At 70.5% G+C, this 15852-nt stretch carries 14 protein-coding genes; 8 read left to right on the forward strand and 6 right to left on the reverse strand.

Annotated features, from left to right (window positions below; all coding sequences use genetic code 11):
• The first annotated feature begins 265 nt into the window (after positions 1-265).
• Positions 266-2575 (forward strand): BTAD domain-containing putative transcriptional regulator, encoded by a 2310-nt coding sequence (locus ABZU91_RS16090; protein ID WP_355240182.1) that lies wholly within the window; start codon positions 266-268, stop codon positions 2573-2575.
• A 264-nt stretch (positions 2576-2839) separates the two neighbouring features.
• On the opposite strand, the gene ABZU91_RS16095 is transcribed toward ABZU91_RS16090, so the two are convergent.
• Entirely contained in the window at positions 2840-3913 is a 1074-nt protein-coding gene (locus ABZU91_RS16095; RefSeq protein WP_355240185.1) for a glycerophosphodiester phosphodiesterase family protein, read from the reverse strand.
• Between the two features lie 181 nt (positions 3914-4094).
• The gene (locus tag ABZU91_RS16100) at positions 4095-6161 is read right to left on the reverse strand and encodes a PQQ-dependent sugar dehydrogenase (protein WP_355240188.1); all 2067 of its coding nucleotides are present in this window, start codon (positions 6159-6161) and stop codon (positions 4095-4097) included.
• Between the two features lie 1114 nt (positions 6162-7275).
• Here ABZU91_RS16100 and ABZU91_RS16105 point away from each other — a divergent pair.
• The 5 genes from ABZU91_RS16105 (at position 7276) to ABZU91_RS16125 (ending at position 10855) form a co-directional block, all read left to right on the forward strand.
• Positions 7276-8322, forward strand: a complete 1047-nt coding sequence (locus ABZU91_RS16105; RefSeq protein ID WP_355240191.1) for a polysaccharide deacetylase family protein — start codon at positions 7276-7278, stop codon at positions 8320-8322.
• Positions 8323-8646: 324 nt separating this feature from the next.
• On the forward strand, positions 8647-9009 hold the full coding sequence (locus ABZU91_RS16110) for an STAS domain-containing protein (RefSeq protein WP_355240193.1): 363 nt from the start codon (positions 8647-8649) through the stop codon (positions 9007-9009).
• 58 nt (positions 9010-9067) lie between these two features.
• Positions 9068-9430: a hypothetical protein gene (locus tag ABZU91_RS16115; protein WP_355240196.1), complete on the forward strand. Its 363-nt coding sequence runs from the start codon at positions 9068-9070 to the stop codon at positions 9428-9430.
• A gap of 20 nt (positions 9431-9450) precedes the next feature.
• The gene (locus ABZU91_RS16120; protein ID WP_355240199.1) at positions 9451-10281 is read left to right on the forward strand and encodes a hypothetical protein; all 831 of its coding nucleotides are present in this window, start codon (positions 9451-9453) and stop codon (positions 10279-10281) included.
• Positions 10274-10855 carry a hemerythrin domain-containing protein gene (locus tag ABZU91_RS16125; RefSeq protein WP_355240202.1) on the forward strand — a complete coding sequence of 194 codons (582 nt, stop codon included), beginning with the start codon at positions 10274-10276 and terminating at the stop codon, positions 10853-10855. The genes ABZU91_RS16120 and ABZU91_RS16125 overlap by 8 nt, the downstream gene beginning before the upstream one ends.
• A 52-nt stretch (positions 10856-10907) precedes the next feature.
• Here the strand turns inward: ABZU91_RS16125 and ABZU91_RS16130 are convergent, their stop codons facing one another.
• A complete protein-coding gene (locus ABZU91_RS16130) occupies positions 10908-11636 on the reverse strand; it encodes a GAF and ANTAR domain-containing protein (protein ID WP_355240204.1) in 729 nt (242 codons plus the stop codon).
• Positions 11637-11804: 168 nt separating this feature from the next.
• Complete coding sequence (locus tag ABZU91_RS16135; RefSeq protein WP_355240207.1) at positions 11805-12272, reverse strand: MarR family transcriptional regulator; 468 nt, start codon at positions 12270-12272, stop codon at positions 11805-11807.
• A gap of 97 nt (positions 12273-12369) precedes the next feature.
• Here ABZU91_RS16135 and ABZU91_RS16140 point away from each other — a divergent pair, with 97 nt between their 5' ends.
• A complete protein-coding gene (locus tag ABZU91_RS16140; RefSeq protein ID WP_355240210.1) occupies positions 12370-13215 on the forward strand; it encodes an SDR family oxidoreductase in 846 nt (281 codons plus the stop codon).
• 179 nt (positions 13216-13394) lie between these two features.
• Positions 13395-13736, forward strand: a complete 342-nt coding sequence (locus tag ABZU91_RS16145; protein WP_355240301.1) for a metalloregulator ArsR/SmtB family transcription factor — start codon at positions 13395-13397, stop codon at positions 13734-13736.
• Between the two features lie 37 nt (positions 13737-13773).
• On the opposite strand, the gene ABZU91_RS16150 is transcribed toward ABZU91_RS16145, so the two are convergent.
• Together ABZU91_RS16150 and ABZU91_RS16155 are read right to left on the reverse strand one after the other, a co-directional pair.
• Positions 13774-14592 (reverse strand): SAM-dependent methyltransferase, encoded by an 819-nt coding sequence (locus ABZU91_RS16150; protein ID WP_355240212.1) that lies wholly within the window; start codon positions 14590-14592, stop codon positions 13774-13776.
• Between the two features lie 74 nt (positions 14593-14666).
• On the reverse strand, positions 14667-15659 hold the full coding sequence (locus ABZU91_RS16155; RefSeq protein ID WP_355240215.1) for a PaaX family transcriptional regulator C-terminal domain-containing protein: 993 nt from the start codon (positions 15657-15659) through the stop codon (positions 14667-14669).
• Positions 15660-15852 lie beyond the last annotated feature (193 nt).

The raw sequence follows: 15852 nt of genomic DNA on the forward strand, positions 1-15852 counted from the left end.
ATGACGGGAAGTCTGGCCACCATCCGTGCTGGTTGCTTGTGCGGGCCGTTCGGGTGCCGTTGCGGCGGTCTGAGGGAAACCTGAGCGCGGCTTTATGCCGATAGCGCATTGCAGTCAGTAAGTACACCGACTCTTTTGGTTATGGCGATGCCGCTCGATGAAGGCAATGATCGTGCCGGGGGGAAGCCACGCCGGGCGACGACTCGTAGGGCCCGGCTGTCTCTTCGCTCGCCTGAGCCTCCACGAGAGAACACAGGAGCGGTGAATGTCCGGAGACCTTGTCAACCATGCCTGGCGCGCGTCGACGCCGGCTCGCAGAGAAGGCGGGGGTGACGCGTCGACAGCGGAGCGACAACCTACGATCGGTGATCCGGGACGGGCGCTGCGTCACCTCGCCGCCGCCGGTGACCGCACAGCGGCGCACCTGTGGCTCGCCACCCAACCCGACCTGCTCGCCGCGACACCCGCCGAGGCCGACGCCCCGATCGCCAAGATCTGGCGCGCGGCGTTGCGGCACCACCTCGCCGGGGAACCACACCTGGCGACAGCCCTCCTGGCGACCGCGCCCATCGGCGCGACCGGGCCGCACGCCGTGCAGACGTACTGCCACGCGGCGGTGCACCACCTGCTCGACGACGACATCGAGCGGGCCAGCGCGGACGTCGAGGAGGCGGCGCGTGCCGCTCACGCCTGCGGCGTCCCGACGGCCCACCAGGCGTACTCCCGGGTGGTCGTCCTGCTCGCCGCCGCCACCGGCGACGCGGCGACGACCCTCGCACGGGCGGAGTCGACCGAAGGGCTGCGCCGCGCCGACGCGGACCTGTTCCGGCTGATGGTCCACCTCGATCTGGCCAGCCACCTGCTGCGGGCAGGCGACGCCGCCGACGCGTTGCGGCACGCCGAGGCGGCCGTACGACTGACCGAGGTGGCCGGCGAAACCAGCTACGAGCCGTACGCGCTGACCGTGGCCGCCGTGGCGAAGTGCCAGCTCGGCCGATTGGAGGAGGCGTTGGCCGACGGTGCCGCCGGGCAACGGCTGCGGGAGCTGGCGGGGATCGCCGCCGACGAGGCGTTCTCGCTGGCCGCCCTCGGAATGGTGCACCGCCGCCGGCGGGAGCCGCGCCAGGCCCGGCAGGCGTTGGAGGGTGCCCTGGCCGCACTGGGCAACGGTCAGTCGCGCCCCGCCTCACCGGCCTGGGTGCTCGCCGAACTGGCGCGCATCCGAGCCGCCGACGACCTGGCCGTCGCGCAGGATCTCGCGGACCGGGCGGTCACCACGGCGCGCGAGTCCGAACGGCCGTACGCGCTGCTGGCGCGCGGCTGGGTGGCGCTGCTGCGCGGTGACACCGCCGCCGCCCACTTCGACGCCGCCGAGGCCCGCACCGGCGCGACAGTCGGGCGACGACGCGCCACCCTCGTCGAGGCGCTCCAGCTCACCGTGCTCGCCGCCGACGACCCGCGCGCGTCCGCCGGGCTGCTCGACGACGCCGCCGCGCTCTGCCGGGAATTGGGCGACCCGGCCGACCAGGCCACCGTCCGGCTGATCGCCGCCCGGTTGCAGGGACGCCAGGCCCGTCGCGGCGCCGAGGGCGCCGAGCAGAAGCTGCGCAGGTGCGGTGTACGCCTCGACCCGGGCGTCGCCGACGGGCTCACCGCGATCACACTGCGCGTACCGGCGGTGGTCATCCACACCCTGGGCGACTTCCGGGTGTTCCGGGCCGGCGCCGTCGTCCCGTACGGCGAGTGGCAGTCCAAGAAGGCCCGGGACCTGTTGAAGATCCTCGTCGCGCACCGGGGCCGCGCCGTGCCCCGGGCCCGACTGATGGAGTTGCTCTGGCCGGACGAGTCGCCGACGCGCACCGCGAACCGGCTGTCGGTGCTGCTGTCCACGTTGCGCCGGGTGCTCGGCCACGGACACCGCACCAGCGGCCGGGGGGCGGTGCTGGCCGACCGGGGTTCGGTGGCGATCGACCTCGACGTGATCGACGTGGACGTCGAGACGTTCCTCACCGCGGCCGAGGAGGCGCAGGCCACCCTGCGGGCCGGGCACCCCGACACGGCCCGCGCGCTGATCCGCGCCGACGAGCTGTACGGCGGGGACTTCCTCGCCGACGACCCGTACGAGGACTGGGCCCAGCCACTGCGGGAGGAGGCGCAGGTCGCCCACACCAGCGTGCTGCGGGCCCTGGCTCAGCACACCTCGGACACCGACCAGAAGCTGGTCTACCTGATGCGCCTGGTGCACCGCGACCCGTACGACGAGGACGCCCACCTGGAGTTGGTGCAGGTGCTGCGCACGGCCGGGCGGCACGGGGAGGCGCAGCGGCGCTACCGCACGTACGTCGAGCGGATGCGGGAGTTGGGCATCGCGCCGGCTGACGGCCCGAGCACCGGCGTCGACACCGGTTCCACCGGCCAGGGCGCGGACCCGTCGGCCGGGCCGGGCACGCGGGTGACCCGGTGGAGGACCCCGGCCCCCCAACCCCCGTGGACGGCGGAGGTGGACTCGGCCCACCGTCCGACGGGTGTGCCGGCGCAGCGGCCGCCGAGGAGGCTCATCGAGCACCCGGCCTGACCCGTCTGGGTCCGGGCTCATGCCCTCCCCAACGACTCCCGTACGTGCCTGCTGGCGTGGTGGAGCTCCGGCCGGTGCGCCTCCAGCTCCCCAGCGCGGGCGTTCTATCCCCTGGTACCTCTCCCCGTTGCCGGAGCCTTCGGCCTTGCGCCACCGCCGGGTCTCGCTCTGCCTGTCGAGGCGGCGGACGGTGGCCTCCGATGCCCCGATCCCGGTGGGCGCGCCTGGGCAGCCCACCGGGTCGGTCCCGGTCGAGGGTGCGGATCAGTGGCGGGGCTGGTAGCTCTTCGGCAGGCGCATGCCGCGCTCGGCCATGATCGCCCGTACCCGGTTGGGGTAGTTGGTGATGATCCCGTCGACACCCATGTCCATCAGCGCCGACACGGTGGCCGGATCGTCGCAGGTCCAGGGGATGACCTTCAGGCCCCGGGCGTGCGCCTCGGAGATCATGGTCGCGTCGGGGTAGAAGCGGAAGTTCGGGTCGCCGATGGTCCCGTTCTGCGGGAACCCGTAGTTGGGCGACAGGGCGGTGACGCCGGGGATGGCGGCGGCCGCCTTGACGAAGTCACCGTCGTAGTCGTCGACGTCGATCCCACCCAGCCAGGGAGATGCTCCGGGCTTGCCGACCTGGAGGAAGTCGTAGTTCGTCAACGCCACCAGCGGCCACGTCGGCGCGAGCCGGTGCATCTGGCTCAGCGCGCCCCAGTCGAAGGACTGGATGCTGACCTGCTTCTCGATGCCGGAGGCGCGGATCTCCTCGAAGACCCGCCGAACGAACAGCTCCCGGGGCGCGGTCTGCTCGGGCGCTCCCGCCTCGACCTTCGTCTCGATGTTGAGGGTGATCTGCTTGGCCTTGTAGCTCTTGACGAGGCCGAGGACGTCCTTCAACTCGACCATGCGGAAGCCCTTGACCTGCTCCTGCTCGGGAAAGCCAGGGAGCTGCTGGTAGCCGCAGTCCATGGTCTTGACCTGGGCGAGGGTGAGGTCCTTGAGGTACTTGCCGACGTACGGGTACATCGGGTCGCCGACGGTGACCGGCGCGGTGTCCGCGCACTTCTGCGCGCTGACCTGGCGGTCGTGGTTGACGACGACCTTTCGGTCCTTGGTGATCTGGGTGTCCAGCTCCAGCGTGGTGACGCCGAGGCGCATGGCCTTGGCGAAGCCCTCCAGCGACTCCTCGGTGGTCATGCCGATGCCACCGCGGTGCGCTTGGAGGTCGAAGTGGGTCTTCTGGGGGTGCAGCGCGCTGGCGCTGTCGACGGTCGACGCGTGCGCGGCTACCGGAGCGGCGAGCGCGGGCAGAACGGCGAGGCCCGCCAGAACGTGACGCAGGGACATGGTGCAAAACCTCAGCTCTTCAGGTGCAGATGCCCTGGTGAGGCTAGGTGGGGAACGGTCGACCCCGATGACCTCGCCACGAGCGGAGCGTGAACGCTCGCCGAACCTCAGAGGCGCCGGGGGCCGCCGGGGTTCGCCGACGGCCCCCGCGTCCTGCGGTGGCCGTCGGCGTACGCCCTGGCTAACCGCCGAGGGTGACGTGCAGGATTTTTTCGTTGCTGTTGTTCGGGATGCTGTCCTTGTCACCGGTGGTCGTGGTCGTGAGCCACAGGCCGCCGTCGGGCGACGGCTCGACAGTGCGCAGCCGGCCGTAGGTGCCACTGAAGTACGTCTGCACGTTCGTCAGACTGCTACCACTGATCACGCCGCGGTACAGGCGCGTACCACGAGCGCAGGCGACATACAGGGCGTCGCGCACGATCGCGATGCCGGAGCAGGAGCCCTCGGCGGTCGGATAGGTGCGGGCCGGCGCGATGTAACCGGCCGTGCCGCAGGTGCCGCTGGTGCCCTCGCAGGCCGGCCACCCGTAGTTCCCACCCTTGGTGATCAGATTCGTCTCGTCCATGATGGAGTTGCCGAACTCCTGCTCCCACAGGCGGCCCTGGGAGTCGAACGCGAGCCCCTGCGGGTTGCGGTGACCGTAACTCCACACGTAGTTGCCGAACGGGTTGTCCGACGGCACGCTGCCATCCGCGTTGAGCCGCAGGATCTTGCCTTCGAGGCTGGCGCGGTCCTGGGCGTAGGAGCCGTTCTGCGCATCACCCGTACTGGCGTACAGCTTGCCGTCCGGGCCGAACCGCAGCCGGCCACCGTTGTGATACTTGTTGCGCCGGATCCCGCTGATCAGGATCTGCTCGCTGGAGGTGGTCAACCGACCGTTCTCCAGCTTGATACGCACGATCCGGTTGTCACTCGGCGACGTGTGCATGATGTACAACCACCGGTCACTGGCGAAACCCGACGAGATCGCCAGACCCAGCAGGCCACCCTCACCATCGGTGCTCTGCACGTTCGGCACCGTGCCGACGGTGGTCTTCGCCCCCGTGGCGGGGTTGAGCTGGATGATGTCGTGCGCGTCGCGGCGGCTGTAGAGGACGCTGCCGTCCGGCAACGTCGCCAGCCCCCACGGGACGTCGGTGTCGGTGGCCACCTGCCGCACGGTGCACACCGGGTTGGCGCAGGAGGTCCCGGTGCTCACCGAGACGGTGGAGCTGCGCGCCGACGCGTTGTCCTGACCGTCACGGGCCGCCACCTGGTACTGGTACGTGGTGTTGGCCGCCAGTCCGCTGTCGGTGAAGGTGGTGACCGGAGGAGTGCCGGCGACCGTGCCGACCTTCACACCGCCGCGGTACACGTCGTACGCCCGAACCCCGACGTTGTCGGTCGACGCCGTCCAGCGCAGCGTGACCGTCGTACCCGAGGCGGTGCCGGTGAGCTGCGTGGGCGTGCTCGGCGGCACGGTGTCGGCCTGACACTGCGGCGGTGTGATCGTCACGGTGGAACTGGCCTGCGACACGTTGCCGGCGGCGTCCCGCGCGTTCACGTACAGCCCCCAGGTCGCGCCGGGCACCACGGTGAGGTTGGCGGACAGGGTGCTGCCGCTCACCGAGGTCATGAGCTGGCCGTCGTGGTAGATGTCGTAGAAGGCCACCGCCACGTTGTCCGTCGAGGCGTTCCAGGCGAACGTCACCGAGTTGCAGGTCAGGCCGCTCACCCGAGCGTTGCCGGGCGTCGTGGGTGCCTGGCTGTCGGTGCTGCCGAACGACGACGTCCAGCGCTGGTTGGCCTGCCCGTTGCAGGTCCAGAGACCGACGGTCGTGCTGTTGGCCGTGCCGCCGCCGGTCACGTCCAGGCACAGCCCCGACTGGACGCCGACGATGGTTCCGTCGGTGTTGATTCGCCACCGCTGGTTGGCCCCGCCGGTACAGCCGTAGATCTGTACGGCGGCCGGGGCGGTGGTGTCCTGACCGACCACGTCCAGGCACATCGTCGCGTCGTAGACCCGCAGCTCACCGGCTGTGGTGAACGTCCACGCCTGGTTGGCCTGCCCGCCGCAGTCGTAGATGTTGACACCGGTGCCGACGGTCCGGCCGCCGCCCACCACGTCCAGACACCGGCCGGACGCCGCGCTGACGACTGTCGACGGGCCGGCCGCGGAAGCCGGCACCCCGAGTGTCACGGCCACCAGCACTGCCACGGTCAACGGCGGCAGCAGCCGTCGTGGTCTGACCCGCGCGAAGATTCTCATCCGTCCTCCAAGGTCGGGGCATCGACCGGCCCGACCCCACGCCGGGCGACCCAGCGCCCGACCAGACCGACGAGAAGACAACATCGACCATCAAAGATGGATTCCTGGCACATGTCAAACGATCCCGCTCCATCGAGGACAAACCGCGTCAAGGCCTCGGATCGGCGCGGCGTGCCCGACCGCGGCGGGCTGCGGCGGGGCACGACCGACCACGGCGCGGAGGAGCGGGCAGGCTGCGGCACGGCGTGCGGCAGGAAGGCTGCGGCGTGGCGTGGCGTGGGGCAGGCAGGCGGGCTGCGGCGGTGCGGCTTGGGGCAGGCGGGCTGCGGCGGTGTGGCTTGGGGCAGGCGGGCTGCGGCGGTGTGGCGCGGCGGCCCAGCAACCGCCGCGCCACCGGCGCCTGTCGGCGCCGAAGCCGGACCGCCCGGTCCGCCGCTCCGGGCGGCCCGGCAGCACAGCCTCCACCTGGCCGGGCGGGCCTCCCGGCGGCGGCGGAGCACTGCGCGCACCGACGTCGTGCGACGCGATGGCGTCGACCGGCCACCCCGCCATCGGCGACCGGTACACCGGGTTCGCCGCGGGCGACCCGGATCGACGTTCATCGAGGTCCGTCGGTGGCGAAAGTATTGGTACGACACGGACGCAGTGTCAACGTTTATCGGAAACTTTGCGAAAGGTCAGACGGGCCAATCATCCCGCCGACTGTTCGTCATCACTGGCCGAGGCACCGGCCAGGCGATTGAACCGGCTGTCGACGGCGACTCTGCTCGCCAGCCCGTTGAATTGACGCCGATAGTTCCGATGAATTTCCGGATCACGTCCCCCGCAGGTCAGCGCCTGGTGGGCAAACCGCCCCCAGGGCAGCCTCCACCGCGAGTGGATCGCCACTGCTCCGCGCGGGGACACCGGGCCCACGCACACCCGTCCGGACTATCGGAGGACTTCCGGAACTTATTGACGGCCTCGAATTCCCGCTGTAATACTCCGATCCACCGTGATCGATGCGACTCGGCGTCCGTCAGGTTGCTGTCGATCTCCCCACCCACCACCCACACGTCCGGACCGTGCTGTCCTTACACACCGGGACGGGCCCGGGCCGGTAGAAGGGGTACAGATGAGCACTGTCTCCGCTGGCACGCTCGTACGGTTCAGGCCACTACGGGCGGCGCTGTCCATCCTCGTAACCGCCGCCGCAGCGTGCGGGATCGTCGTCGTGGCCACCGCCACTCCGTCGAACGCCGCCACCTGCAACGGCTACGTCGGCCTCACCTTCGACGACGGCCCGACCGGCAGCACTAGCGCCCTGCTGAACGTGCTGCGCGCCAACGGCGTACGGGCCACCATGTTCAACATCGGGCAGAACGTGCAGAACAACAGTTCTGCCGCGCAGGCACAGGTGTCCGCCGGCATGTGGGTCGGTAACCACAGCTGGAACCACGCCCACATGACGTCGATGAGTCAGTCCCAGATGCAGTCCGACCTCTCCCAGACGAGCTCGGCCATCCAGTCGGCGACCGGCACCCGTCCCCAGTTGTTCCGACCTCCGTACGGGGAGACCAACTCCACTCTCCAGTCCGTCGCCTCCTCGCTCGGGATGCGGCAGGTGATCTGGGACGTCGACTCCCAGGACTGGAACGGCGCCAGCGTCAGCCAGATCGTGTCGAACGCCAGTCGCCTCCAGGCCGGCCAGGTCATCCTCATGCACGACGGCATCCAGAACACCCGGGACGCCATCGGCCAGATCATGGCCAACCTGACCAGCCGCAACCTCTGCCCCGGCATGATCTCGCCGTCCACGGGACGGGCGGTCGCGCCCGACGGTGCGACCCCACCGCCCAGCGGTACGACCCCGCCACCCAGTGCGACGACTCCGCCGCCCAGCGGAGGCTCCTGCACCGCCACCGCGACGACCCCCAACGTCTGGGGCGACCGGTACAACACCTCGGTGACGGTCAGCGGAAGCAGCACCTGGACGGTGGTCGTGGCCCTCACCTCGCCGCAGCGGGTCTCCACCGTCTGGAACGGCAACGCCACCTGGGACAGCAGTGGCACGGTGATGACCGTGCGGTCCAACGGCAGCGGCAACACCTTCGGTTTCACCACGATGTTCAACGGCAACAGCAGCGCCCGGCCGCAGATCCGCTCCTGCACCGCCGGCTGACACGCAGAATCGTCCCGCGTGGCGCGCACGGCGGCGCCGCGCGGGACACGTGCGCCCACCCGTAGCCGCGCATGTGCGGGTCTGTCGGTGACGGGGTAGGGTCGCCTTCGGGTCAAGACATGCGCCCTCCAGTGGTCAACCGCGCGACGACACTCGTCACTCGCGGCGGATCACCCCGTTTCTGGGTGGAGGTGTCATGTGACAGGCCAGCGTCCGGTTCTTCAGCCGGAGCCGTACGACCCCCACTCCCCGCAGTGGATCCAACCCGCCAGACCCCTGCTGTCCCTGGTTGTGCGCGACGAGGGTTCGACCAGGTCGATCGTGGTGGCTGGTGAGATCGATATGAGCAACGCCCACCTGCTCACCGAGCTGGTGGAGTCTCTCAGTGCCACGCCCGCGCCGCTGATCACGCTGGACCTGTCGGAGGTCCGCTTCCTCGGCGCCCACGGGGTGAGCGCACTGCTACGGGCCCGCGAGCTGGCCATCTCGGCCGGAGGCCGCCTGACACTGCACGATCCGTCTCCGTTCGTGCTGCGCGTCCTCGCGGCCTGCAAGGTGCTACGACACCTGGGGCTCGACGCCCAGACGGCTTCGGTCACCTCCCCACTCACCGCCGACGTCCCTCGCCCGGCATGCCTCGGACGAGGGCTGCGTGAGCGCGGTCATCGCCGAGCCGAAGCGAACTGAGGACGTTTGTTCTCGATGCGTTCGGCCGGATAGGGCTTTTTTCCCCGAAAGGACAGGCATGTTCAACCCGCTTGATCACAAGGGTCTGCCACTGGACAGCCAGCTCCGCAACTGGCGCGAGCTGAATGTCGACCCGATCGACCCCGAGGCGGTCGACCCCTATACCCGGTGCCGGATCATCACGATGAACGGCATCGAGGTCGAGGCGATCAACTTCTCGCACCAGTTTGCCCGGAACTGCCCGGACCAGGAGGTCCGCCGGCAGCTCGCCTACGTCCGGTATGTGGAGAGCCAGCAGCAACGGGTGGTGAACTGGCTGCTCCCGGGCGCGGCGAGCGTGCTGGAGACGACGCTCGGCTATGAGCAGGTAGCCGTCGACCTCACCGCCTGGGTGGCCCGGCACGAACCCGACCCTACCTGAAGCAGGCGTACGAATTCGGTGTGCTGGAGGACTTCGACCACCTGTACCGCTACGCCAACCTCTACGAGATGGTCGAGCGACGCAAGGCGGAGAAGATCGTCGACGGTCTGACCGAGGTCATGCCGGGCCGGCCGGCGGTCCAGGAGCACCGGCATCCCTTCGACGAGGTCCGCACCCCGTACGACCGCAACTCCGTCGACCCGCGCTCGAAGTTGCACGCATTGACGATCCTCTCGGCCGAGCAGCAGGTGATGTTCTACTACATGAACGTCGGGCCGCAGTACATGGAACCGATCGCACGCCAGCTCTACCAGGAGATCAGCCTGATCGAGCAGGAGCACGTCACCCACTACGAGTCGCTGCTGGACCCGGGCGAGAACTGGTGGGAGCGGCTACTCACGCACGAGTACAACGAGTGCTGGCTCTACTACTCCTTCCTCCAACAGGAGAGCGACCCCCGCATCAAGGCGATCTGGGAGCTGCACCTGCAGATGGAGTTGGCCCACCTCCAACAGGCCGCCGACCTGCTGCGCCGGCACGACGGCCGGGAGCCGGAGGAGATCGTCGGCAGCGCCGGCCTGCCCGAGCCGCTGACGTTCGAGCCCAACAAGGACTACCTGCGGCACCTGCTGGCCAGCCAGATCGATCTCACCAAGCTCGGTGAGGGCTACGTCCGCGAGGCCCACGAGCGCTTCGAGTGGATGCAGCAGCAACTGCACGACGGTCAGCAGCCGCCGAGCGAGCAGGTCATCGACATGCACTGCGAGCGCTTCGGCGACGAGTACCGCATCGAGACCGAGGGACCGCATCCGGTCGAGGCGTTGCGCACCAAGGGAGGCAGCCATGCCTGACACCGGCACTCCGGCCACCCCCGGACCCGTGGAGGACGTCGTCGACCTGCTGCTCGCTCAGCACGCCCAAGTCGAGCAGCTCTTCCTGCTGGTCATCGGCGGCACCGGCGACACCCGGCGAGACGCCTTCGACGATCTGGTCAAGCTCCTCGCCGTCCACGAGACCGCCGAGGAGGAGGTCGTCCACCCGCTCGCCCGGACGCTGCCCGGTGGTGGCGGCGACGCGATGGTCGACGACCGGCTCGACGAGGAGCGTCAGGCCAAGGAGACGCTCAAGACGTTGATCGACGGCGGAGTGGACGCCGACGGCTTCGACACCGGCATCATCCTGCTGCGCGACGCCGTGCTGACCCACGCCCGCTACGAGGAGCGCTACGAGTTCCCGCTGCTGCGCCAGCACGTGCCGGCCGACCGCCTGCGCAGCCTCGCCACCGCCGTACGCGGCGCGCAGGCCACGGCACCGACCCGACCGCACCCGAGCGCCCAGTCAGCCACGGGCAACCTCGCGGCCGGACCGGCGTTGGCGATCATCGACCGGGTCCGCGACGCGCTGCGCAAACCCTCGGGCAGCTGACCCGGCGGGATGACTGTCGAGGGGCCGCCCCTGGCACGGGCAGCCCCTCGGGTCATCGACCGCCCGCGCCCCCACGGCCCCGCCCGCCCGCGTCGCCCTGAACCGCCTTCGCGACGAGGGACTCCGCGACCTCGCGGACCTTCCGGTTGCTGTCCTGGGAGACCTTCGACAGCAGCGCGAATGCCTCCTCGGCCGTGCACCGCCGCTCCCCCATGATGATCCCCTTGGCCTGCTCGATCACCGCCCGGCCACGCATCGCCTGTCGCATCTGCTCGGCCAGCGTGGTCGCGTTGTCGTACAGGTGCGCGTTGGCGAGCGCCACCGCCGCGTACGACGCGAAGCGCTCCGCGACGGTGACCGCCGCCGGATCGAAGGCGTTCGCCGGGCCGCCGTAGACGTTGAGCGCACCCACGACCGCCCCCTGGATCGGCAGCCCGATGGACAGGGAACTCCCCACGCCTGCGGCGTGCGCTTTGGTCGCCCACGCCGGCCACCGCTGCTCGGAGGCCAGGTCGGGCACGGAGAGGGTGTCGCCACTGGCGGACGCGTCCAGGCATGGGCCACGGTCCAGCTCGTACTGCCAGTCATCGAGGTCACGGGCCAGGTCCGAGGTGAACGCCGCCGTCCAGCCGACGCCGCCGCGCAGCAGGGTCACCGACACCTCCCGGGCCGGAGTGACGGCTCGGCGGGCCAGCTCGGCGACCCGGCCCAGCATCTCGTCGAGGCTGGTCTCGTCGAGTCTGATCCGGCCCAGCTCGGCCAGCATGTCGGGGTCGTCCATGGCAGGTCCCCTACCCGGCGTGCCAGCAGCTCACACCCCGGCGAGAAGGTGCCGCACCCGGGCGTGGCACGCCACGGCGGGGGTCTGGCTGGTGGTCGATCTGCTGTTCCACGACCGGGACGACCTGGTCGCGCTATGTCGGCGCCGCCCTCGGTCCCCCGGTGGCGCTCAGCCCTCGGTGTCCTGGCCGCCCGGCGGAAGGCTTGCCACGCTACGGAGCAGCGCAGCCCTGAACTGCTGGTACAGGTCGCGGCCGAGCGCGTCGGAGAGCGTCCGCTCGATGACGGCCACGAAACCGTCGGACGCCTCCATGAGCCGCAGTCCCCGCTCGGTCGGAATGATCAGTTTCGCTCGACGGTCGGCCGGGTCCGGCGTACGTCGGACGTAGCCCAGCCGCTCCAGCTCGTCGAGGATCGCGCCCATCGTCTGCTTGTTCCGCCCGGCCAGGCGCGCCAGCTCGCCGGGGCGCGTTCCCTCCGGGTCGAGGTAGGCGAGCACGGCGCCGTGACGGGGTCGCACATCGTCGAAGCCCTCTGCGGCCGCGCGCGTGAAGATCTCCCGCTGGACGCGCCCGGAGAGCTGCACGGCCAGGACGCCGAGATCGGGGTCCTGCTCCTTACGTGTGCTGCGCTTCATATTTTGGTCCAATCATTGGACGGTACAAGTTTTGGACTATATCGTTTCGCCGGTGACCAGCGGCCCGACCAGGTCCGCGTGAAACCGGAGGACGACCATGACCATTCTGATCACCGGAGCGACCGGCACCGTCTCGCGGGAGGTGCTGCGGGAACTCGCCGGCAACGAGCAGGTGCGGGCGCTCGTGCGGGATCCGTCACGGGCGCCCGCCCTCGACGGCGTCGAGTACGTCGTCGGCGACCTGGACCGCCCCTCGACGCTGACGCCGGCGTTCGAGGGCGTCCACACTCTGTGGCTCCTCACCCCGATGGGTCCTCTCGCGCCGAGCAAGAGCATGAACGCGGTCTGGGCCGCGCGGCAGGCCGGCGTACGGCACATCGTCCGACTCTCGGCGATCGGCGCCGCGCACGACGCGCCCACCCGCAACGGCCGCCTGCACGCGCTGTCCGATGCCGAGGTGCAGGCGTCCGGCATCCCCTGGACGATCCTGCGACCGAGTTTCTTCATGCAGAATCTGCTCGGGTCGCTGGCCGGCGAGCAACTTCACGGACTCTTCGGCGCGGCGCGGGTCGGTGTCGTCGACACGCGGGACATCGCCGCCGTCGGGGCCGCGATCCTCGCCGCGCCGGAGCCACACGAGGGCATGGTCTACACGCCCACCGGTCCGGAGAGCATCACCCTGGACCAGGCGGCCCAGGACATCGGCCGGGCGCTCGGCCGTCCGGTGCGGTACGTCCCGCAGAGCCCGGAGCAGACGCGCGACGGCCTCCTCGCGGCCGGCCTGGACGAGTGGTCGGCGGAGGTCCTCGCCGAGTACCGGGTCGCCTACGGCGCCGGCTGGGGCGACTTCACCAACGACCACGTCGCCCGGGTGACCGGCCGGCCGCCACGGACCCTCGCCGAGTTCGCGCACGACCACCGCGAGCAGTTCGCGGCTGCCTGAACGGCCACGGCCCGCCGACGCGCTCTACGGTGACCGTGCCGGGGAGCGCGTCGGTGTGGCCGGCACGACGCGCTGGTGTCATGAGGAGCACATCATCGGTCCGGCGATTTGTCCGGTTCGGCCACTCGAATCCTCAGGTAGGTGGAACGATGACTGTCGTGGGAACTGCCAATACCGCCATGCCTGCCATCTCGCCTCTTGCCGGCGAGCCGATCAAGCGCGCCGACGCCGAACGCCTCGCTGGAGTGCTGAAGGCGTTCGCCGATCCGGCCCGACTGCGACTGCTCAGTCTGATCCAGGCCGCCCCGGAGGGCGAGGCCTCGGTCACCGACCTCACCGCGCCACTCAACCTCTCTCAGCCGACCGTGAGCCATCACCTGCGGATCCTCACCGAGGCCGGTCTGATCGAGCGTGAGAAGCGCGGCGTCTGGGCGTACTACCGCATCGTGCCGTCGGCGATCGCGGCGATAGCCGACCTGCTGACCCCGCCGCGCAAACGGCCGACGAAGAAGACCCGCTGAGCGACCGCCCCGCCGACGTCGGCGACGGCCGTCGTCGTCAGAGGACCCGGGCGACCGCGCCGTTGAACGACACGTCCCGCACGGACGGGCGCGGCTGTGGCGCGTCGTCGGCGTGCCAGTGCGCCACGGAGACGATGCCCGGCTCGACGATGTCCAGGCCCTTGAGGAGGGCCGCGAACTGCTCGGTGCTCCGGGCCTGGAAGCGGCCGTCCCGGTTGTTGGCATCCAGCTCGGCGGTGACAGCGGGCGGCAGATGTTCCCAGGTCACGTGCGAGGCGACCACGTAGCTGCCGGACGGCAGCGCGGCGACGAGTCGGTCGAGGATGCCCTTGGGGTCCTCGTCGTCGCGGATGAAGTGCAGGATGGCCACCAGCATCAGCGCGACGGGCTGGGTGAGGTCCAGCGTCGCCCGCAGTTCCGGATGCGCGAGGATCTCGGCCGGCTCCCGCAGGTCGGCGTCGAGGTACGCCGTCCGACCCTCGGTGGTGCTGGACAGCAGCGCGCGGGCGTGGGCGAGCACGATCGGGTCGTTGTCGACGTAGACGACACGGGCCGACGGGTCGACGGCCTGCGCGACCTCGTGGGTGTTGTCGGCGGTCGGGATGCCGGTCCCGATGTCCAGGAACTGCCGGACACCACGCCGCGCCAGGAAACGCACCGCGCGTTGCAGGAACATCCGGTTCTCGACCGCGGCGAGCCGGATGGTGGGCATCGCCGCCGCGAGGGCGTCACCGGACGCCCGGTCCGCGGCGAAGTTGTCCTTGCCGCCCAGCAGGTAGTTGTATCTGCGCGCCGGGTGCGCGACTGACGTGTCGATCCGGTCGGTAGCAGAAGAATTCCCGCCGTGTGACGTCATCCGACCTCCCCGTCGCCGCGCGTCCTCCACAAGGTACACATCCCGGTGGCGAGGCGCGTACCGGCCGGCGCCGGTCAGGAGGCGCAACCCTGGGCCGCCTCGGCCGCCTCCGCGCCGCGTACACCGGCCAGGATGTCGGCGGCGGTGTGCGCCCGGATGCCGGACTGCGCGTCCTCGGCGAACCGGGCGACGACCGCCCGGACGTGCCGCTCGGCGGGTGCGGCGAGGCCGTCGTAGACGGTCTCGAAGAGCTCCCGCGCCGGCCGTCTCAACCATCCGGCCGGCAGGAGGTCCAGGGGCAGTCGGGGGTCGAGGGTGGGAAAGCGGCGGAAGGTGTCCATGACCTCGGTACGCGTCCGCACCGCCGCCGCGCCGTCGACGCCACCGGAACGCACCTGCGGCACCAGGGGCCTCCATCGTCGTAGGAACTCCTCGTAGTGCCGGCTGATCGCCTCGACGTCCCAGGCGTCGATCGGTGCGCGCTGGGCGATGGCGTCGAGGTCAGCCTGTCGCCCGCGGAACACCGTCACGGCGCCCGGGGCGAACCGGGCGAGCTGGGCCCTGCCCTGCGCACTCAGCTCGTACGGCGAGATCCACAGTCCGTCGTAGAGGGGCGCGTACCCGAGCCAGCGGAGCTGACCGCGCAGGGCCCGCCGCTGCGCGCCGCGATCCTGCGGCAACGAGAAGGCGACGATGGTCCAGCAACCGTCCCACGCGGTCACCTCCGTGGTGGCGGCCAGGATCCAACTGCCGCCGCTGGACAGGTTCGCGGCGGCGGCACGGCTCAGCCGGTAAGAGCTCCGCCGTCCCTCGCGGCTGCCCTCCAGCACGGCGCGACGGGCCAGCCGGCTGATCGCCGCGCGCGCCCCGGCCGTACTCACACCGGATTCGGCCAGCAGCGCGACGAGGGCCGCGGACGGAACCCGCGCACGGGTCCGCAACGTGTAGTCGGCCAGCAGGGTCACCGCGAGGTCCTGCGGGGAGCTGCCGGACTGCCGCCGAGGCAGTCGCGGGGGGTCGTCCCCGTGGTCGGGATAGATCTCCTCGATGGTGAAGGGGTCTGCCACAGGCGCTCCCGGCTCGACTCAGGGACGGGTGCACCGACTCTAGACGGACCGTCCGGGCAGCGGTGTCGACACCATCGCGCTTTGATCGAGATGCATCGATTGACACTTTGGCGACCGCGAGGAACACTATCTGCTACGCGACGCCGTACACAGCCGGGCACAGGGCGAGCACACGTAGTGGGCGAGGCGCGAT

The sequence above is a fragment of the Micromonospora sp. NPDC005174 genome (assembly GCF_040608495.1).
In the GTDB taxonomy this organism is placed as follows: domain Bacteria; phylum Actinomycetota; class Actinomycetes; order Mycobacteriales; family Micromonosporaceae; genus Micromonospora.